22 protein-coding genes are annotated in these 18,129 nt (G+C 67.0%); 11 read left to right on the top strand and 11 right to left on the bottom strand.

Features of this window, described 5'->3' with window-relative positions; all coding sequences use genetic code 11:
- Positions 1-85 precede the first annotated feature (85 nt).
- On the top strand, positions 86-2,185 hold the full coding sequence (gene flgK / locus DM450_RS00805; RefSeq protein ID WP_185928662.1) for a flagellar hook-associated protein FlgK: 2,100 nt from the start codon (positions 86-88) through the stop codon (positions 2,183-2,185).
- Positions 2,186-2,196: 11 nt separating this feature from the next.
- On the top strand, positions 2,197-3,105 hold the full coding sequence (locus DM450_RS00800) for a flagellin (protein ID WP_142632177.1): 909 nt from the start codon (positions 2,197-2,199) through the stop codon (positions 3,103-3,105).
- Between the two features lie 131 nt (positions 3,106-3,236).
- Here DM450_RS00800 and DM450_RS00795 read toward each other — a convergent pair whose 3' ends face one another.
- Positions 3,237-5,159, bottom strand: coding sequence for a hypothetical protein (locus DM450_RS00795; protein ID WP_142632176.1), 1,923 nt, complete (start codon positions 5,157-5,159; stop codon positions 3,237-3,239).
- Positions 5,160-5,183: 24 nt separating this feature from the next.
- Positions 5,184-5,501 (bottom strand): hypothetical protein, encoded by a 318-nt coding sequence (locus tag DM450_RS00790; RefSeq protein ID WP_142632175.1) that lies wholly within the window; start codon positions 5,499-5,501, stop codon positions 5,184-5,186.
- Positions 5,502-5,618: 117 nt separating this feature from the next.
- Here DM450_RS00790 and DM450_RS00785 point away from each other — a divergent pair, with 117 nt between their 5' ends.
- Positions 5,619-6,068, top strand: a complete 450-nt coding sequence (locus tag DM450_RS00785; protein WP_142632174.1) for a hypothetical protein — start codon at positions 5,619-5,621, stop codon at positions 6,066-6,068.
- A 232-nt stretch (positions 6,069-6,300) separates the two neighbouring features.
- On the opposite strand, the gene DM450_RS00780 is transcribed toward DM450_RS00785, so the two are convergent.
- From DM450_RS00780 to DM450_RS00765, 4 genes are read right to left on the bottom strand one after another with little or no spacing between them, the layout of a single operon-like run.
- The gene (locus tag DM450_RS00780) at positions 6,301-6,966 is read right to left on the bottom strand and encodes a MotE family protein (protein ID WP_260610033.1); all 666 of its coding nucleotides are present in this window, start codon (positions 6,964-6,966) and stop codon (positions 6,301-6,303) included.
- Positions 6,963-7,568, bottom strand: coding sequence for a DUF6468 domain-containing protein (locus DM450_RS00775; protein WP_185928661.1), 606 nt, complete (start codon positions 7,566-7,568; stop codon positions 6,963-6,965). The genes DM450_RS00780 and DM450_RS00775 overlap by 4 nt, the downstream gene beginning before the upstream one ends.
- Positions 7,565-8,584, bottom strand: coding sequence for a flagellar motor switch protein FliM (gene fliM, locus DM450_RS00770; RefSeq protein ID WP_142632173.1), 1,020 nt, complete (start codon positions 8,582-8,584; stop codon positions 7,565-7,567). The genes DM450_RS00775 and fliM overlap by 4 nt, the downstream gene beginning before the upstream one ends.
- Positions 8,581-9,102: a flagellar basal body-associated FliL family protein gene (locus DM450_RS00765; protein ID WP_142632172.1), complete on the bottom strand. Its 522-nt coding sequence runs from the start codon at positions 9,100-9,102 to the stop codon at positions 8,581-8,583. The genes fliM and DM450_RS00765 overlap by 4 nt, the downstream gene beginning before the upstream one ends.
- Positions 9,103-9,252: 150 nt before the next feature.
- Here DM450_RS00765 and DM450_RS00760 point away from each other — a divergent pair, with 150 nt between their 5' ends.
- From DM450_RS00760 to flgH, 4 genes are read left to right on the top strand one after another with little or no spacing between them, the layout of a single operon-like run.
- A complete protein-coding gene (locus DM450_RS00760; RefSeq protein WP_142632171.1) occupies positions 9,253-9,996 on the top strand; it encodes a flagellar hook-basal body complex protein in 744 nt (247 codons plus the stop codon).
- Positions 9,997-10,048: 52 nt separating this feature from the next.
- Entirely contained in the window at positions 10,049-10,834 is a 786-nt protein-coding gene (gene flgG, locus DM450_RS00755) for a flagellar basal-body rod protein FlgG (RefSeq protein ID WP_142632170.1), read from the top strand.
- Positions 10,835-10,838: 4 nt separating this feature from the next.
- Positions 10,839-11,276, top strand: coding sequence for a flagellar basal body P-ring formation chaperone FlgA (flgA, locus tag DM450_RS00750; protein ID WP_142632169.1), 438 nt, complete (start codon positions 10,839-10,841; stop codon positions 11,274-11,276).
- A gap of 19 nt (positions 11,277-11,295) precedes the next feature.
- A complete protein-coding gene (gene flgH, locus DM450_RS00745) occupies positions 11,296-12,063 on the top strand; it encodes a flagellar basal body L-ring protein FlgH (protein WP_142632168.1) in 768 nt (255 codons plus the stop codon).
- Between the two features lie 52 nt (positions 12,064-12,115).
- On the opposite strand, the gene DM450_RS00740 is transcribed toward flgH, so the two are convergent.
- The 3 genes from DM450_RS00740 to DM450_RS00730 form a co-directional block, all read right to left on the bottom strand.
- Positions 12,116-12,664, bottom strand: a complete 549-nt coding sequence (locus DM450_RS00740) for a pseudouridine synthase (protein ID WP_142632167.1) — start codon at positions 12,662-12,664, stop codon at positions 12,116-12,118.
- Positions 12,665-12,752: 88 nt separating this feature from the next.
- Positions 12,753-13,739 carry a TerC family protein gene (locus tag DM450_RS00735; protein WP_142632166.1) on the bottom strand — a complete coding sequence of 329 codons (987 nt, stop codon included), beginning with the start codon at positions 13,737-13,739 and terminating at the stop codon, positions 12,753-12,755.
- Positions 13,740-13,814: 75 nt separating this feature from the next.
- Complete coding sequence (locus DM450_RS00730; protein WP_142632165.1) at positions 13,815-13,991, bottom strand: DUF465 domain-containing protein; 177 nt, start codon at positions 13,989-13,991, stop codon at positions 13,815-13,817.
- A gap of 294 nt (positions 13,992-14,285) precedes the next feature.
- Here DM450_RS00730 and DM450_RS00725 point away from each other — a divergent pair, with 294 nt between their 5' ends.
- Genes DM450_RS00725 through DM450_RS00710 form a run of 4 tightly spaced genes read left to right on the top strand, consistent with a single transcriptional unit; the run spans position 14,286 to position 16,671 of the window.
- A complete protein-coding gene (locus DM450_RS00725; protein WP_142632164.1) occupies positions 14,286-15,197 on the top strand; it encodes an SPFH domain-containing protein in 912 nt (303 codons plus the stop codon).
- Between the two features lie 19 nt (positions 15,198-15,216).
- Positions 15,217-15,426, top strand: a complete 210-nt coding sequence (locus tag DM450_RS00720; protein WP_142632163.1) for a toxin-antitoxin system HicB family antitoxin — start codon at positions 15,217-15,219, stop codon at positions 15,424-15,426.
- Positions 15,423-15,692, top strand: coding sequence for a hypothetical protein (locus DM450_RS00715; protein WP_142632162.1), 270 nt, complete (start codon positions 15,423-15,425; stop codon positions 15,690-15,692). The genes DM450_RS00720 and DM450_RS00715 overlap by 4 nt, the downstream gene beginning before the upstream one ends.
- Before the next feature lie 4 nt (positions 15,693-15,696).
- On the top strand, positions 15,697-16,671 hold the full coding sequence (locus tag DM450_RS00710; protein ID WP_142632161.1) for an alpha/beta hydrolase: 975 nt from the start codon (positions 15,697-15,699) through the stop codon (positions 16,669-16,671).
- 99 nt (positions 16,672-16,770) lie between these two features.
- Here DM450_RS00710 and DM450_RS00705 read toward each other — a convergent pair whose 3' ends face one another.
- Together DM450_RS00705 and rpoZ are read right to left on the bottom strand one after the other, a co-directional pair.
- Positions 16,771-17,511: a ParA family protein gene (locus tag DM450_RS00705; RefSeq protein ID WP_260610362.1), complete on the bottom strand. Its 741-nt coding sequence runs from the start codon at positions 17,509-17,511 to the stop codon at positions 16,771-16,773.
- A gap of 209 nt (positions 17,512-17,720) precedes the next feature.
- Positions 17,721-18,065, bottom strand: a complete 345-nt coding sequence (rpoZ, locus tag DM450_RS00700; RefSeq protein ID WP_142632159.1) for a DNA-directed RNA polymerase subunit omega — start codon at positions 18,063-18,065, stop codon at positions 17,721-17,723.
- Positions 18,066-18,129: the final 64 nt, after the last annotated feature.

Raw genomic sequence — 18,129 nt, 5'->3', positions numbered from 1 at the left:
CCGGTGCCGCAAAATCCGTCGCAAACGGATTTTCAGGCAACTCCCCCCACTTCCCCCACCCACGAGACTTGCAGGAACCCGAAACGTGTCCCTCAGCCAGATCCTCAGTTCCGCCATGTCGGGCCTCTCGGCCTCGCAGGCGGGGATGCAAACGGTTTCCAACAACATCGCCAACGTCAACACCGCCGGCTACGCCCGGCAGAAGGTGTCGCTGGCGACCGCGGTATCGGGCGGACAGGTCAGCGGCGTGGTCGTCGGCGAACCTTCGCGCGTGGCCGACAAGTTCCTTGAAAACGCGGTCTACCAGCGCGCCGGCACCGCGGGACGCACCGATGCTGTCTCCAGCTATCTCGACCGCTTGCAGTCGATGCTGGGCGCCACCGATTCCACCTCGGGCCTCGCCGCGCGCCTCAACTCGATTTCCAGCACGGTATCGCAGATTTCCGGCCTCAACGGCTCGTCATCGTCGATCGCGCTGTTCACCGGCAGCATCGACGACACGCTCGATACCCTGACCGGCCTGCAGAACGAGGTCTCGAGCCTGCAATCCGACGTCGAGAGCGAAGTCGGCGACACGGTGAGCCGCGTCAACGCGCTGCTCCAGAATATCAACGACCTCAACAGCGAGGTCTCGCGCCTCCAGGGCCTCGGCCAGAGCACCTCCGGCCCCGCCGACGAGCGCATGTCCGCGCTGCAGGAACTGAGCGGGCTGATGAGCGTGAACGTGCGCGAACAGAGCGACGGGCGCGTCTTTATCGACACCGCCTCGGGCCAGACCCTGCTCGACAAGCGCCTGCGCCAGCTCTCCTACAATTCCGGCGCCGCCGCCGCCCAGGCGACCTATCCCGCGATCGACATCAAGTTCGCCTCCGACAACGGCGTGATGGGCGCCTCGACCGGCGAGAAGATCGATTCCACCTCGGTCGGCGGCAAGCTCGGCGGCCTGCTGGAAATGCGCGACAAGACGCTGCCGCAGTTCTCCGAACAGCTCGGCCAGCTCTTCACCGGCCTCGCGCAGACGCTGAACAAGGTCTCCAACGAGGGCACCACCCTGCCCCCGCCCAACAGCCTGACCGGCGAGGCCAATGGCCTGACCGGCAGCGACCGCCTCGGCTTCACCGGCAAGGCGACGTTTGCCGTGCTCGGCAGCGACGGCACCCTGGTCAACAAGGTCACCGTCGACTTCGACGCGCTCGGCACGGGCGCAACCGTCGACGATGCGATCGCGGCGATCAATGCCGGGCTCTCGCCCGACGCCACCGCCAGCATCGATGCCAAGGGGGTGATGTCGATCACCGCTTCGTCCAGCGCGAACGGCATCGCCATCGCCCAGGATCCCGACAGCCCGAGCGACCGCGCGGGTGCCGGCTTCTCGCAGTTCTTCGGGCTCAACAACATCATCCGCTCGGACAGCAGCGCGCTGACGCCCTCCGGCTTCATCGCCTCCGATCCCACCGGTTTTGCCGCAGGCGAGACCGCGCAGATGGTGCTGCGCGATCCCAGCGGCAAAGTGCTCGGCCAGTACACCTACAGCAGCACCGGCAGCGACAGCTGGGGCGACGTGATCACCAACCTCAATGCCAGCCCGCTCGCCGCCTATGGCAGCTTCGCGCTGGACGGCGATGGCCGCGTGGCATTTACGCCCAACGCCACCTCGGCGGGCTCGACGATCTCGATCCCCTCGGATTCGACCAACCGCAGCGGTACCGGCCTCTCGTTCTCCGCGCTCTCGGGCCTCACCGGCTCGGCCAGCGGCCTCAAGAACGCGGAAGTGACCTCGGCCATGCTGGCGGACACCTCCAAGGTACCGCTTGCCCAGCTCCAGCTCGATGCCGCCATTGGCGACAAGGCGATCGGCGGCGCCGACTACCGCAACGCCACCGCCTTTGTCGACGCGCTGACCGCCACCACCGATTTCGGCAAGGACGGCGTCAAGACGGTCGGCAACTTTGCCAATGCGCTGCTTGGCGGGATCGGCTCGGCCGCTTCGCTGGCGTCCGGCGCCTCGCAAGACGCGGCCGCGCGCATGACCGACGCGGTGGACCGGCGCGACAGCTACGCCGGCGTCAACGTCGACGAGGAACTCGCCCAGATGGTCGTGCTCCAGAACAGCTACAGTGCCGCCGCGCGGGTGATGACCACCGCCTCGGAAATGTACGACACCCTCATCGGCATGCTCGGATAAGGAACCCAGAAATGACCCGCGTAGCCACCATCCCGATGCAGACCACGCTGGCAAGCGCCCTGTCGCGCTCGCAGCAGAGTCTCGCGAACAGCCAGATGCAACTGGCGACCGGCAAGAAGGCCACCGACTATGCCGGCCTCGGCCTCGATGCCGTGCGGACGCTGTCCGCCCGCTCGATGCTGGCGCAGCAGCAGACCTACCAGACGGTGGCCAGCACCGTGTCGACCACGCTGTCGCTCTACGATGCCAATCTCAACCAGATCGACTCCTCGCTGACGGACTTGCGCAGCCAGCTGATGAGCGCACTCGGCACCGGCGATTCCCCCGGGCTCCAGTCGATCGTGGAAGGCGCCTTTTCGGACGTGCGCGCCTCGCTCAACGCGACATCGGCCGGCGTGCCGCTGTTTGCCGGCTCGCAGACCGCGGACTCGCCGTTCCTGCCTGAAACGCTCAGCGACACCGTCGGCCTCGACGCCGCCGATGCCTTTGCCAACGACGATGTCCACCAGACCGCCCGCATGGGCGACGGCGTCGATGTCGAATACGGCATCACCGCCAGCGACGTCGGCACCAACCTGATCCCGGCGTTCCGCACGCTCGCCGAAGCCGGCCCCTTCGGCGAGACGCTGACCGAAGACCAGAAGACCGCGATCCGCACCGCGCTGGACCAGCTCGACACCGGGCTGTCCGGGGTTCGTAATGTCAACGCCGCCAATGGCCGCCGCCAGAACCAGGTGGAATCGCTGACCAGCCGCGCCTCGGCGCGCGAGGACCTGCTGACCGAAGTGATCGGCAACGTCGAAGATGCCGATCTCGGGCAAGTCGCCATCGACATCTCGCAGCGCCAGACCGTGCTGGAAGCCAGCTATTCGGTCTTTGCCCAGCTTTCGAGCATGTCGCTGGCCAACTACCTCAGCTGACGGACAGGACCATTTCCCTAAGGCGCCTGGCCCCACAGGCGTCAAAGGAAAGGGGCAGAAGGTGAAAACCCTCTGCCCCTTTTTCGTGTCCGGCACACGGTAAAGGCCCGCCCGAAGGCAATCGGCCAGGCTCAGCCCGATCCGGGTTTTGCCCCCTTGGTCGGCACCGGCGCCACGTCGGGCGCACGCTCCAGCAGATCGGCGAGGTCGCCCGCCGGGCTGGCCGAGGGCAAGGCGGCCATCGCCCGGCCAAGCGCCGCGGGATCGGCCTGCATCGGGCTCGCCGTCAGCATCGCGAAGACCGGCGCGGTGGGCAGGCCGGCAAAGGCCGGGGCATAACGCCCATGGAGCGCGGCCAGCGCATCCTCACGGCCCAGCGTGGCCAGCGAGATCGCATGGCGCAGCACTACCGCCTGCCCGATCGTATCGAGCGCGCGCGGCGCCGGCAGGCTGGCGGCGGTGGCATCGGCATAGCGCTGCCACTCCCGGTGCTTCCACAGGATCTCGCCCTGCAGCGCAGCGCTGCCCGGCACCGTCTCGAGCACCGCCAGAGCCTCCTCGGTGCGGCCGATCTGGCTGAGCGCGACCGCTTCGACACGGTTGCGCTGGGCAATCATCGCATCGGGCAGGCTCCCGTCCTCGGACTTGCGCAGGGTATCGAGCGCACGGTCGGGGCGCCCGGCCAGGATGTAGAGGCTCGCCACCCGGGCCGAAAGCGGCCCGCGGGCAAGATCGCCCGCGCGCACGAAGAGCTGGTAGTCGAGCAGGTCCGCCGCGCGCTCGTAGAGCCCGGCGGACTGGAGCCGCTCGGCCAGCCGGCTGGCGAGCAGGTCGCCTTCCGCGCCGCCCGGCGCAATGTCGCGGTAGTCCCAGTAGAGCCCGGCAGCCTTGTCCAGCGGCAGCTTGCGCGCGGGATCGAGCGCCTGGGTCAGCTTGTCGCGCAGGATCGGCAGGATCGCCGCGTCCGCGCCGGAGAGGCCGAAGTGGCGCATCAGCGTGGCGCCATTGTCGAGCGCGCCGGCAATGTCGCCGCGCGCATCGCGCAGGCGGAAACCGAGCCGCAGCGCACGCTGCTCGATCACGTCGCCGCGCCAGGAATAGCGGATCGCATCAAGCTTGCGCAGCGCCTCGTCGAAACCGATGGTATGCGCCGCGACCCGCGCCTCGATCTCGGAAAGCTGGGCATCGGTGCGCTGCGCGATCGTGCCCGAACGCTCGACCCGGGCAAAACGCAGCCGCGCCTCGTCGCCGTGCCCTTGCAGAAGTTCGGCGCGGCCACGCAGCAGATTGGCAGCGGGATCGCTATCGGGGAGCGGATGGAGCCATTCGACCGCCCTGGCCGGTTGTCCGCCCTCGACGGCAGCCTGCGCGGCGGCAAGCACAAAGGCCTTGGGCCGCGCCACGCGCAGCGCCGCGCGCGCGCAATCGACCTGTTCGAGCGCCTGTTCGGCCAGATGTCCCTGCGAGAGGGCACGAAGGCGCCAGGCACAGGCCTCGGGATTGGCGGAAAGCCCACTGCTGGCCAGCGCCGCGACCGCCTCGTCATAACGGCCCAGCAGCGTCAGCGCCGCCCCGCGCGCCAGGCGGTAACCGTCTACCATGGCCAGGTCCGGATCGTCCTGCACCATGACCTCGAGCACGCCGAAGGCTTCGCCCCCGCGCTCGCTGCCGACCAGACTGCGGGCATAGTCCCAGCGCGCCTGCTGAAGCGCCGATTGGGGTACCCGCGCGATCCGCGCCCAGGCATCGTGCTGCGACAGCGCCCCCCAGGCGGCCGGACCGTCGATCATCGGCTGCTGGGCAAGATCCGCAGCGAACCCGGGAAGGCGCGGCCCTGCCGGCAGCACCGGCTGCGAGGAAAGCGCCGCCGCCTTGGCGGCATTGGCGCCCGTGCCGAGCCCGGCAGCGGGCACCGCCGCAGAACCGGCGAGGGGCGCTGCCGCAGGGGTGCCAATCGGCGCGGCACCGGGAAACAGGGCCACGCTGGCGGACAGAAGCGCCAAGCGGCGCATCACCGGCCGGCGCATGACGAAACGGGTTGGCGAAAAACTCATCACAGGCCCATTATAGGCCGGTTTTCAGAGCAGTCCGGGGAACAGTACCGAAATGGTCACGAACAGCCCGCCAATTGCGCTGCCGATCACGAAAAGCAGGATCGCTCCGGCCATCCACAACAGGCTGCCGTTGGCATTGCCCTTCTGTCCTTGCAGGACATCGCCGCTGCCCAGCGGCAGGGTCAGCCCTGTGTCCTTGCCCCCAGCCGCGCCGCCCCCCGCAGCGCCCTGAACCGCATTCGCCTCGGCATTCGGCACATCCCCCCGTCGACGTGCCGGATTCCATTCCGGCGTTCCCGACGAGAGGACACGGACCTTGGCCGGGCCTGAATTGTTGCTCACTGAATTTGCCCCCTGCGACTTGATCCTATGATAACAACTTCATCCTATTATAGAAGAGCGGTAAGCCATGCGGATTTCACAATTTTCCGCCGCCGCGCAGTGCAACCGGAGTTCCGCATGTCCCGTTCCGCCCTTCACGCCACCGCAGCCCTGGTGGCCGCTCCCGTGGCCACTTGCGCGACGGTTGCCGGCGTGGCGCCCGAAGCGGCCCTGGCCGCGCCGGCCGTTCCCGCCACTGCGCCCCCCACGTTCGATCCGGCGACGCTGGTCAAGCTCGACCAGATCGACGTGCCGATCGTCGACGCCGGGAAGCTCGGCGGCGTGCTCCACCTCACCCTCGTCGTCGAGACCCGCTCGCCCGACACCGCCAGCGCGCTGGCCAAGCGCATGCCGGAGCTGCGCGCTGCCTCGCTCGCGGCGGCGATCGAGTTCGCACGCCTGCGCGCCTCGCCGTTCGCCGCGGTCGATGTCGAACGACTCCAGCACACCCTGACCCCCGCGCTGCGGCGCGTCGATCCAGGCATTGCCCGCGTCCTCATCGTTCGGGCCAGCGCCCTGCGCAGCTGACGCGCCGCGGATCCCCGCGCCTCGGTTCACATCTGAAATTTCACGACCCGGCGGAAGACGATTCCCTTCCGCTCGGCGCGAGCCTCTAGGCCGCACGCCCTTGCGATGAAAGAGAAACCCCGCGCTTGTCGGTGCGGTTCGTCGCATTTTCACCGGCCGGACAAAAAAGGGCCTGCTTCCACAGGGAAGCAGGCCCTTTTTTCCGGTCCGCGTTCGCAGGACCTGCGGCAAATCAACGTGCGCTTGGCGGCGTGCGGCCGGGCGCTGCCGATGCCTGCCTTGGCGCCGGCGGCGTGCCGCGCTGGCGGATGACCTTGCGCCCCGCCAGCGCCATCGACAGTTCCACCGCCGAACCCGGCGACATGTAGGACATGATCTGCGCCGTTACGGAATCGCGCATGCGCCGCGCGACTTGCGTCTGCACTTCGAGATCGAGCTTCTCGAAGATCGGCGCCGCACGCTGCGGCTTCATCCGCTGGTAGATCTGCGCCAGCGTGTCGTAAGGCACCTCGGGCTGGTCCTGTCCGGGCTGCCCCGGACGGCCCGGCGCGGCGGCTGCCGCAGCCTGCGCCTGCTGCTGGCCCTGCAATTGCCCGGCCAGCCGGGTTTCCCCGGCCCGCACGGCCTGCTCGCGCATTTCCAGCTTGCGCCGCTCCGCCGCCGCATCACGGTCGCGCTTGCCCAGCGAGTCCTGCAGCGAGGCACCGAGGCGCCCCGACGAGGCATCGCCGGAAACCTCGTTGGGGCCAGGCGCTGCCACCGCCATGACGTTCGCGATCACCGCAGCCCCGGCCACGCCGATCATCAGCCGCGAAGGCTGGGCCATGGCGCGCAGTGCGTTGATCAGCCTGCCCCCACCGGTGATCCGGGCGGGCAGGTTGGCGGTAGCACCGGTCATGCCGCGGCGCGCTTGCGATTGGCGCGGGCAGCCGGGTGCATGACGATCTCGGCCGAGAGTTCCTTGGCCTCGGCCACGGCCGCGGCGATGGCCGCCTCGACGCCGTCATCCATCGTCACAGCGACGACCTTGGGCGCGGTGACCTTGGGCTTTGCGGTGCGCGTGGCGGCCTTGCGCGCGGGCTTGCGGCGCGTGGTGGTGCGCTTGGCGGCGACCTTCTCCTCGCCGGCTGCCTCTCCGGCCGTATCGGCCTTGGCAGCGGGTTTGCGCGCGGGCTTCCTGGGGGCTGCCGAAAGCTCGGTGGCGGCCACGATGCGGTCGGCGACGGCATTGCCGATGCCCACCATGTCGGCAAGCTCATCGCGCATCGCTTCGGCATCGGCGATCGTCCGGGCCTGGGCGACGCCATCGGTGGCGAGCACCCGCTTGAGTTCACCCAGCACCGCGCGGGCCTGGGCGGTCGCGCGTTCGAGGCTGGCGACGCCTTCGGTCAGCGGGGCATTGCGAAACGCCTTCATGCGGCGGTCGATACGCCAGCCCTGCACCATCACGGCGGTGCAGATGGGAACCAGCGTGAAATTGATCATGGTCGCGGTGTTCACTTCGGATACCCCCTTGAGATGTCATTCGCCATGCGCACGGCGATGTTTCTGGAACGCTGCCCGATATGCGCGATACCCAGCGGGACGCCGCCGCACTGGACCTGGAGCGCATCGTTCGGGCTCTGACTGAAAGCGATCGTCTGACCGACCTTGAGATTCATGACGTCGCGCAGCGCCATCTGCTTCTCGCCAAGGACCACATCGACCGTGACCTTGGTCTGCGACAGTTCGCTGGCCATGTGCGCCGCCCACATGCGGTCGCGGCCGAGCTTTTCGCCCATGAAGCGCTGGAGCAGCTTGTTGCGCACCGGCTCGATCGTCGCATAAGGCAGCAGCACGCTGAACTTGCCGCCGCGTCCTTCCATGTCGACCCGGAAGGTGGCGACCGCGGCAATGTTGCTGGGCCCGGCGATGGCGGCAAAGCGCGGGCTCGATTCCATGCGCTCGACCTGCATCGTCACCGGCTCGATCGCCTCGAACGACTGCGACAGATCGTCGAGCGCCAGCTGGACCATGCGCGAGACCAGCACCGTCTCGATGGTGGTGAAGGCGCGCCCCTCGACCCGCATCGGCTTGCTGCCCTTGCGCCCGCCCAGCAGGGCATCGACGACCGCATAGATCAGGCTCGATTCCACGGTGACGACGCCGTAGTTTTCCCATTCGGTCACCTGGAACACACCAAACATCGCGGGCAGCGCCACGCGGTTCATGAACTCGCCGAAGCGGGTCGAGGTGATCTCTTCCAGGCTGACGTCGATGGCATCGGACGTGAGGTTGCGCATGCTGGTGGCAAACGTGCGCACCATGCGCTCGCAAACCACTTCCAGCATCGGCAGCCGCTCATGGCTGATGACGTTGGACTCGATGACGGCCTTGAGACCGCTCTTGGTCTGCGCGGGGGCATCGCCGTCGAAGCCGAACAGCGCGTCGATGCCCGCCTGGTCGAAGGTGTCGCCGACCAGTTCGTCCATCTTGGGCGGATCGGGCAGCAGGAAGTCGTCGAAATCGTCGGTCATTGCTGGATCAGGTCCTGAATGAGCACGTCGCTGACCATGCCGGGGCCAAGCGCCTGGGTGGCGCGGCGCATCATCTCTTCCTTGATGCGGAACACCGCAGCCGATCCATCGAGGTCATCCGGGCGCAGTTCGCGCAGGAACGGCTGGAGCGCGTCGAGCACGACCGGCAGCTTCTCCTTGATCTTGTCCGCCTTGGAATCGTCGGCCGCGACGATGATGAAGCGCAGCTTGAGGAACCGCGCCGAGGCATCGCTGCCGCGCAGGTTCACCACCATCGGCGGCACTTCCACATAGGAGGACTTTCCGGCCTTGGCCGATTCCGACCCGCCCTCCTCGTCCGGTGCGCCGCTTTCGCTGTCGCTGCCGCCACCGGCGAACTGGGTATAGCCGTAATAGCCTGCGCCGCCGCCGATCAGCAGCACCGCGACCGCGGCGCCGATCACGATCAGCCGCTTGCGCGACGGCTTGGTTTCGTCCGCATCGACGGGTGCGACGTCGATGATCTCTTCGCTGGACACTGTGGACCCCCTTGGCTGCCGCGCCTGCGGCGGAAAAATCGAAAACTTCCGATCCGACCGCAATCGCGTTTTCGCCTCTATTATAGGAGGACCAAGCGGCAAATTCTGCCGAGTGCCGAAAACTGCCAACTTTTTCTCAAGGTGCTGGAAATGGACGTTTCCTCCTTCGTTCTGCTGAGCCACGAACAGGCGCTGAGGCGCCAGCTCGACATCGTCGCCAACAACATGGCGAACTCCAGCACGGTCGGTTTCAAGCGCGAACAGGCGCTGTTCCACGAATATGTCGAGACCGCGCAGGAAGCCCCGGTCGAGGATGCCCGCAAGACATCGTTCGTGCTCGACTTCGGCACCGTGCACGACACCGCGCAGGGCTCGTTCCAGGCGACCGGCAACCCGCTCGACGTGATGATCGACGGCGCCGGCTACCTCAATGTCGAGAACCCGGACGGCGGCGTCGCCTATACGCGCGCGGGCTATATCAAGGTCAGCGAGAACGGCGAACTGATCACGTCCGGCGGCCAGCGCCTGCTGGACGAGAACGGCCGTCCGATCGCCATCCCCGCCGACCAGCTGAGCCGCATCACCATTGCCGAGGACGGCACGGTGATGGCCGGCGATGCCCCGGTGGGGCGCCTCGCGGTCACCGATTTCGGCAACGAGAGCCTCGTCGACCCGCGCGGCGACGGCCTGCTTACCGGCACCGGCGGCCAGTTCCTGACCGCGGCGCGCACCAGGCTCAAGACCGGGGGCGTCGAAGCCTCCAACGTCGAGCCGATCGTCGAGACCACCCACATGGTCGAGATCCTGCGCTCCTACCAGACCAGCCAGCGCCTTTCGGCCGATCTTGCCGACATGCGCAAGAATGCCATCGGCCGCCTCAGCAGGGTCGGCTGACCCCGATCACCGTTTCGCGCCCGCCCAACCCCATTTTCCCGAAGGAGCCATCATGCGTTCGCTCTCCATCGCTTCCACCGGCATGCTTGCACAGCAGACCAACGTCGACGTCATCTCGAACAACATCGCCAACATGAACACCACCGCGTTCAAGCGCCAGCGCGCGGAGTTCCAGGACCTGCTCTACCAGCAGGTCGCCCGTCCCGGCGCCAACACCAGCGACAGCGGCACCAAGGTTCCGACCGGCATCCAGCTCGGCGCGGGCGTGAAGACCGGCGGCATCTACCGCATCACCGAACAGGGCGCGCTGACCAACACCGGCAACACCTACGACCTTGCCATCGACGGCCAGGGCTACTTCCAGGTGCAGCTGCCCTCGGGCGACCTTGCCTATACCCGCGCCGGTTCGTTCCAGCTCTCCGACCAGGGTGAGCTCGTCACTACCGACGGCTATCTCGTGCAGCCCAACATCACCATCCCGCAGGGCGCCACCAGCGTCACCGTGTCGAAGACCGGCGAAGTGCAGGTCAAGATCGACGGCCAGACCGACCTCCAGACCGTCGGGCAGCTCGAACTGGCGACCTTCGTCAACGAAGCCGGCCTCGAAGCGGTCGGCTCGAACCTCTATCTGGAGACCAGCGCCTCGGGCCAGCCGACCGTCTCGACCCCGACCGAGCCCGGCTTCGGTTCGCTGAGCCAGGGTTTTGTCGAAGCCTCGAACGTCAACCCGGTCTCGGAAATCACCTCGCTGATCACCGCGCAGCGCGCCTACGAGATGAACAGCCGCGTGCTCAAGACCGCCGACGAAATGCTCCAGACCTCGACGCAGGCGGGCTGAGGTCATGTTCGCCGCACTCGTGCTTGCTCTCGCGGCCACGGCTCCCGCCGCTGCCCCGGACACGGTCGCCACTGCCGTGCTCGACCGCACGGTCGAGCGCGGCGAACGCCTTTCGGCCAGCGACTTCTCCAAGGCCGCGCTACCCGCCGTCACCGCGCGCGGCGCGCTCACCCCGGCCGAGGCCGCCGGGCAGGAGGCCAGCCGTCGCCTTAGTGCCGGCGCCCCGGTGCGCGCCGCGGACGTCGTGCCGCCTCGCCTCGTCCGGCGCGGCGAGGCGGTGACGATCTCGGTCGCCTCGGGCACCATGCGCATCACCTCGGCCGGCCGCGCGCTCAGCGACGCCGCCAAGGGCGAGCCGGTGCGCGTGCTCAACCTCGCCACCAGCCGCACGCTCGACGCCGTCGCCGAGGCGCCGGGCCAGGTCAGCATTCCCGTCCGTTAAGCCACAGGATTCCCCGATCATGAAAGCGACCCGTGCCGGTCTTATCCCGCTGCTGATGGCCGCAACCTTGCTGTCCGGCTGCGGTGCAGTGGGCCGCCTCAAGAACGTCGGCAAGACGCCGAAGATGGATGCGCCCGAAGTCGCCGTGGCACCCCGCGTCGAACCCTCGATCGGCAAGCAGGGCACCGCCGATCGCGGTGCGGTGGACGATCCGCAGCTGGCCGACGGCGCCCGCGGCGCCTCGCTGTTCCGTACCGGCGCCGGCGCCTTCTTCCACGACCAGCGCGCCTCCCGCGTAGGCGACATCGTCACCATCCGCATCAACATCGCCGACAATGCCACGGTCGCCAATACCACTACGCGCACCCGCAACGGCAGCGAAAGCGCCGGCGTGGCCGCGCTGCTCGGCCTTGAAAAGCACATCGGCAAGCTGACCGGCTCCGACCCGTCCTCGCTGGCCGACACCAGTTCCTCGTCGAGCGCGGTGGGCGTGGGCAACACCGCCCGCAGCGAACAGATCAACATGACGATGGCCGCCTCGGTGATCGGCGTGCTGCCCAATGGCAACCTGCAGATCCGGGGCCGCCAGGAAGTGCGGGTGAACTATGAGCTGCGCGAACTGATCGTCACCGGCGTGATCCGCCCCGAGGACATCGCCCGCGACAATTCGATCCGCCATTCCCAGATCGCCGATGCCCGCATCAGCTACGGCGGCCGCGGCCAGCTCACCGACGCGCAGCAGGCCCGCTGGGGCCAGCAGATCTACGACGCGCTGTTCCCGTTCTGATAGAACAGGCCGTCTTCCCGGTCTGAGCGGCGCCGATGCCTGATCGCGCCGCTCAGACCGAAAGTTCGCGCCATTCGCCCTGGGCGATTCCCTCGAGCGACCAGCCGCCGATCGCCCAGCGCACCAGCCGCAAGGTCGGATGCCCCACCGCCGCGGTCATGCGGCGGACCTGCCGGTTGCGGCCTTCGCGAATGGTCAGTTCGATCCAGCAGTCCGGCACCGTCTTGCGGAAGCGCACCGGCGGATTGCGCGGCCAGAGTTCGGGCGGGTCGATCCGCCGTACTTCGGCCGGACGCGTCGGCCCGTCGTTCAGCGTCACGCCCTTGCGCAAGGCCGAAAGCGCCGCCTCGTCCGGCTCGCCCTCGACTTGCACGAGGTAGGTCTTGGCCGTCTTGAAGCGCGGGTCCGCAATGCGCGCCTGCAGGCGGCCATCGTCGGTCAGCAGCATCAGCCCCTCGCTGTCACGGTCGAGCCGTCCGGCAGGGTAGACGCCCGGCACCCCGATATAGTCCGATAGCGTCGCGCGCGGGGTGGGCGAGCGCGCGTCGGTGAACTGCGGCAGGACGTCAAAGGGCTTGTTGAAGAGGATAAGGCGCGCCATCCGGTCTTCCCTAGAGCATTTTCAAGTCAGGTGAAGTCGCCTGACGACTTGGAAAATGCGAAAAACAAACGCAGCGCGCCCTACCAGTTCAAGCGTGGCCGCTCTCCGCCTCTTGACCGCGCGTCTTCCACAAGGACCAGCCGACGCCGCCGCCGATCAGGCCCAGGGTCACGCCAAGGCTCAGCAAGGGCGGGAACTTGGCGCCGTCCAGCAGCAACTCGGCCACCAGAATCTTGCCGCCGATGAATACCAGCACCAGGGCCAGCGCATACTTCAGGTAGTGGAAGCGGTGCACCATCGCCGCCAGCGCGAAGTAGAGCGCGCGCAGGCCAAGGATCGCCATGATGTTAGAGGTGTAGACGATGAAGGTGTCGGTGGTGATCGAGAAGATCGCCGGCACCGAGTCCACCGCGAACACCAGGTCGGCCAGATTGATGACCACCAGCGCCAGGAACAGCGGCGTCGCGGCCCAGACCAGTCGGCCCGTATCGTTCGCTTCCTTCACGAAGAAATGGTGGCCGTAGTGCGCCTTGGTCACGCGCATGTGGCGCGAGATCCAGCGGACCACCGGGTTGTGCGCGACATCGGGTTCATGATCACCGGTAAACAGCATCTTCACGCCGGTGAAGACGAGGAACGCGGCAAAGATGTACATCACCCAGTGCGCCTGCGAGACCAGCGCCACGCCGCCCGCGATCATCAGGCCGCGCAGCACGATCACCGCGATGATGCCCCAGAGCAGCGCGCGGTACTGGTACCTGGGCGCAATCGCGAAGAAACCGAAAATCATCGAGATGACAAAGACGTTGTCGATCGACAGCGCCTTTTCAAGGAAATAGCCGGTGTACCAGGCGATACCGTCCGCCGATCCCTTGGTCCACCAGACCCAGCCGCCGAACAGCACGGCGATGGCGATGTAGAAGACCGACAGCTTCAGCGATTCGGCAATGCCCATCTCCCGGTCGTCCTTGTGCAGGAAGCCGAGGTCGAATGCGGTGAGTACAAGCACGAGGCCGACAAATGCCAGCCAGAACCAGACCGGGGTGCCCAGCCAGTCAGCAAAGAGAAATTCCACGAGTCATGTCCTGCTGAAGGAAGGAAGCGCCGGCGCGTACATGGGGGGCAGCGCGCCGGCGCGAGGGTAACAGGCTTACACTACGGCCGTCGGGGGGACGAACAGCCGGGCCAGCCTGGCCCTTATTCTCAATTTCCTTCGCTCCAGCTCCGCAATCCTGAGCAGATTGCGGCGCGTCGAGCCCTGCGCACGGCGCAACTGGGCGTCGAGCATCTGGAAGCGCTCAAGCAGGTGGAACATACGGTCGGTCATAACAGCATCCCTATCGAACAAAGGTTGGTTCGATCGGATGATCCCGACGGCACATTGGGATTGCCGAGCTTGCGGAGCCTTGGAAGGGGCACTCGGAAACCTGCACCGGGGATCAACCCGATGCGGTCCGACATCACGTGGCGCCTGCTATGAGGCGCCGCGCCAGAGGGGCCCGGCCCGCAAGGGTCCAATATGAGCGAATCGATCCGATTTCAACCCCGGATGCGGATTCATTTGACGCCAGGCGCCATTTCGATATTAATCTGATATCAGATTTAATGGAGATTGCCGCCGATGACCGAGTCGCATCTTCCCATCAACTCCAGCCGCGAACGCGCCGCGTCGAGCATGAGCGGATACCTCATGCTGCTGGTTTTCCTCGGCGTTCTGGCTGCCATCGTCTTCGCCGTGGTCACGCTGGCGAGCGGTGATCCCGCACCTGCAACGATACTGGCCTCCCTCGCCTTCATCCTGCCCGCCGTGGTCTGCCAGATCCTGATCGCCTCGGGCTTCTACATGATCCAGCCCAATCAGGCGGTGGCGGTGACGCTGTTCGGATCCTATCGCGGCACCGACCGCGAGGCGGGGCTGCGCTGGACCTGGCCGTGGATGGCCAAGCGCAAGATCTCGGTGCGCGCCAACAATGTCGTCTCGGAAAAGCTCAAGGTGAACGACCTGCGCGGCAATCCGATCGAGATCGCCACCAATGTCGTCTGGCGCGTGGCCGACACCGCCCAGGCGCTCTACGATGTGGACGACTACAAGGCCTTTGTCGAAGTGCAGATCGAGGCCGCGGTGCGCTCGATCGGCTCGCGCTATCCTTATGACGATGTGGAGCATGCCGAGATCACCTTGCGCGGCAGCCACGCGGAAGTGAACGGCGAACTGCGCGCCGAACTGATCGAGCGGCTGCGCGTGGCGGGCATCACCGTGGACGAATGCGGCCTCACTCACCTTGCCTATGCGCCCGAGATCGCCGGGGCCATGCTGCGCCGCCAGCAGGCCGAAGCGGTGATCGGTGCGCGGCGCAAGCTGGTGGAAGGCGCGGTCTCGATGGTCGAGATGGCGCTGACGCAGCTTTCCGAAAAGAACGTGGTGGAACTGGACGACGAGCGCCGCGCGGCGATGGTCTCCAACCTCATGGTCGTGCTGTGCGGCGAGCGGGACACGCAGCCCGTTGTGAACGCCGGCACCCTTTACCAGTAACGCAGTCTGTCCAGGTACCATGGCTAACCCCGGCAAGAAGGCCTTTCCGCTGCGGATCGATCCGGCGCTCTACGCCGCGCTCGAACGCTGCGCGGCGGCAGACTTGCGCTCGGTGAATGCCGAAGTCGAAGTCTTGCTGCGCGAGGCCCTGGCCCGGCGCGGCGTGAGAGTGGCGGCGAGCGAACCCGTGAAACGCGGCCGCCCGCCCAGACAGGAGGGTGAAGCATGATGCACAAGTCCACCGAAGATGGGGCCTGGTTTGCGCCCAAGCGTTTAGGCTACGGAGCGGGCCTCCCCATCGCCTGGCAGGGCTGGCTGGTGATTGCCGTCTATGTGGCAACGCTGGCCGGGATCGGGTTGCTGAACCATATGGGCACGGGCGGAAGGCGGACCGCCGCTTTCGTGCTGTTCCTGCTGGCGACGGGCCTGTTCCTCGTCATCACCGCGCGCCGCACGCGCGGCGGGTGGAAGTGGCGCTCGGGCAAGGAGGACTGAACCGATGCGGACCCTCGCTGCATTGCTGGCCGCCGCCGCCCTGATGGGCACATCGCCGCCCGTCAAGGAGACCTTCGTGGAGGCCCCCGGCCCCAACGGCCCGCTCAAGGGCACGATGCTCTCGCCCTCCAATGCCGCGACGCCGATTGTGCTGATGATCCCCGGCTCCGGGCCGACCGACCGCGACGGCAACAACCCGCTGGGCGTCAAGGCCGCCTCGCTGCGCCTGATCGCCGAAGGGCTTGCCGCGCAGGGCATCGCCAGCGTGCGCATCGACAAACGCGGCCTTTTTGCCAGTGCCGCCGCCGTGCCCGATGCCAATGCCGTGACGATGGAAGACTATGCCACCGACGTTCACAACTGGGTCTCCAGCATCCGCGCCCGCACCGGCGGAAAATGCGTGTGGCTGCTGGGGCATAGCGAAGGCGGGCTGGTCGCCCTTACCGCCTCGCGCAAAACTGCGGCCTCGCACGCACCTGAGGGCATCTGCGGCCTGATCCTGATTGCGACACCAGGGCGTCCGTTCGGCGCAGTGCTGCGCGGGCAACTGCATGCGAACCCCGCCAACGCGCCGCTGCTCGATCAGGCCGATCGCGCGATCACCGAACTGGAAGCCGGGCGCCGCGTCGATGCCTCCGGACTGAACCCCGCCCTCGCCCCGCTGTTCCGTGCGAACGTGCAGGGCTTCCTGATCAGCGCCATGGCGCTCGATCCGGCCAAGCTGGTCGCCACCTACCGCGGCCCGGTGCTGATCCTTCAGGGCGAGCGTGACATTCAGGTGAGCAAGGAAGACGCCGCCCTGCTGGGGCAGGCCCAGCCCAAGGCACAGCTGCGCCTGCTGCCCGATACCAACCATGTGCTGAAAGTCGTGACTTCCGACGATCGCGCCGCGAACCTCGCCACTTACGCCAACCCGGACCTGCCGCTGGTGCCCGACGTGGTGCCCGATATCGCGACGTTCATCCGAGCCTCGCGTTAGAGCGTTTTCTAATCAGGTGGAATCACCTGATGACTCGGAAAACGCGGAAAACCAAAATCTTAGAGCAGTTGATCCGATGCAATCGGATCGGGAACTGCTCTAAGCTCTACGCTCCGCCAGTTTCGCCTCGATCGCCCGCCACAACATGGCAAAGGCTTTTGCGGCCGGGCTGGCCGGGGCGATTTCCCCGACCGGCTGATGGCGCACCGCGCATTGCTCGACAACGCTGGCATACGGCACCGCCGGCCAGTCCGGTTGCGCCTCGCGGACCTGTCGGTGGAGCGTGCGTCGCATGTCGAGCATCGAGAGTACCGGCAGGATCGGCGGATGGCGCTTGGTGGTATCGGCAATCTCGCGCACCACGAGTTCGAGCGCACGGGCCGAGAGCGGCGAAGGCGGCAGCGGCACGATCACCAGATCGGCAGCGCGCGCGACTTGCGCGGATAGCTCGTTCAGCACCGGCGGGCAATCGAGCACGATGCGCGGATAATCCGCCGAGAGTTCGTCAGCCAGCTTCGCGAGGCGCCTACGCTTGCCGATGCGCATCAACTGGGCATCGAGCGCGCGGATACTCTCGTCCGCAGGCAGCACGTCGACAAGCGGATTGCCGGTGGGCTGGATCAGCTTGGCAGCCGGGCGGTCCTTGGTGAAGACGTCCTCGGCAAGGCGGGTGCCGCGCGGCTCCAGGCCATAAAGGAAGCCGGATCCCCCTGCGGCATCAAGATCCCAGAGCAGTGTGCGCTGCCCGAGCCGGGCGGAGCACCAGGCAAGATTTGCGGCAAAGGTGGTCTTACCGACCCCGCCCTTGACACTGTAGATGGCGATGGTGGCACCGCGCAGTGCCTTCGCGGCATCCTCGCGGCCCGCCTTGACCGCCCCGGCGCCCTCCGTCGCCGACACGACAACGGGCCGAACCCTCTTCAGGGCCGACCCGCCGCTCCCGGCTATGCGGGGCAATTTGTGCTTTCCTGCAACCACCTGCCGATGGTTGCCCGCGATGCGCCGATAGTCAAGCCACGTGGCTCAACAGGACGCATGCGAGGAAAAGATCAACCGTCGTAGTCGCCACCGATCGAGGTGTTGCGCGTCGGCGCCGAAGCGGTGATGCGCAGGGCCTCGGCCGACTGGCTGAGCGAACCGATTTCGTCCATCTCGTCGTCGTCATCCGGCAGCACGCGCTGCATCGAGGTGACGAGCGATTCCTTCAGTTCGTTCGGCTTGACGTTCTGCTCGGCGATTTCGCGCAGGGCAACGACCGGATTCTTGTCGCGGTCACGCTCGAGCGTGAGTTCGGCACCGCCCGAAATCTCGCGCGCACGCTGCGCGGCAAGCAGGACGAGATCGAACCGGTTGGGGATCTTGTCGACGCAGTCTTCGACAGTAACGCGCGCCATGGGCACTCCGTGAATAAATTCGCTGGATCGGTAAACCCTGCCCACTAGGGGCTACCCTGCGCAG

Origin of the sequence: Sphingomonas sp. IC081, from assembly GCF_006874585.1 — a bacterium.
Lineage (GTDB): Bacteria > Pseudomonadota > Alphaproteobacteria > Sphingomonadales > Sphingomonadaceae > Novosphingobium.
Note: the sequence above shows the minus strand (reverse complement) of the source record. Positions and strands in the feature narration are given on the sequence as shown.

Coding starts and splice junctions, on each gene's coding strand:
- DM450_RS00715 (WP_142632162.1), top strand. CDS start 15,423: ATGATGCACAAGTCCACCGAAGATGGGGCCTGGTTTGCGCCCAAGCGT.
- DM450_RS00780 (WP_260610033.1), bottom strand. CDS start 6,966: ATGACCGGTGCTACCGCCAACCTGCCCGCCCGGATCACCGGTGGGGGC.
- flgH (WP_142632168.1), top strand. CDS start 11,296: ATGAAAGCGACCCGTGCCGGTCTTATCCCGCTGCTGATGGCCGCAACC.
- DM450_RS00725 (WP_142632164.1), top strand. CDS start 14,286: ATGACCGAGTCGCATCTTCCCATCAACTCCAGCCGCGAACGCGCCGCG.
- rpoZ (WP_142632159.1), bottom strand. CDS start 18,065: ATGGCGCGCGTTACTGTCGAAGACTGCGTCGACAAGATCCCCAACCGG.
- DM450_RS00785 (WP_142632174.1), top strand. CDS start 5,619: ATGTCCCGTTCCGCCCTTCACGCCACCGCAGCCCTGGTGGCCGCTCCC.
- DM450_RS00720 (WP_142632163.1), top strand. CDS start 15,217: ATGGCTAACCCCGGCAAGAAGGCCTTTCCGCTGCGGATCGATCCGGCG.
- fliM (WP_142632173.1), bottom strand. CDS start 8,584: ATGACCGACGATTTCGACGACTTCCTGCTGCCCGATCCGCCCAAGATG.
- DM450_RS00730 (WP_142632165.1), bottom strand. CDS start 13,991: ATGACCGACCGTATGTTCCACCTGCTTGAGCGCTTCCAGATGCTCGAC.
- DM450_RS00795 (WP_142632176.1), bottom strand. CDS start 5,159: ATGAGTTTTTCGCCAACCCGTTTCGTCATGCGCCGGCCGGTGATGCGC.
- flgA (WP_142632169.1), top strand. CDS start 10,839: ATGTTCGCCGCACTCGTGCTTGCTCTCGCGGCCACGGCTCCCGCCGCT.
- DM450_RS00740 (WP_142632167.1), bottom strand. CDS start 12,664: ATGGCGCGCCTTATCCTCTTCAACAAGCCCTTTGACGTCCTGCCGCAG.
- DM450_RS00760 (WP_142632171.1), top strand. CDS start 9,253: ATGGACGTTTCCTCCTTCGTTCTGCTGAGCCACGAACAGGCGCTGAGG.
- DM450_RS00800 (WP_142632177.1), top strand. CDS start 2,197: ATGACCCGCGTAGCCACCATCCCGATGCAGACCACGCTGGCAAGCGCC.
- DM450_RS00710 (WP_142632161.1), top strand. CDS start 15,697: ATGCGGACCCTCGCTGCATTGCTGGCCGCCGCCGCCCTGATGGGCACA.
- flgG (WP_142632170.1), top strand. CDS start 10,049: ATGCGTTCGCTCTCCATCGCTTCCACCGGCATGCTTGCACAGCAGACC.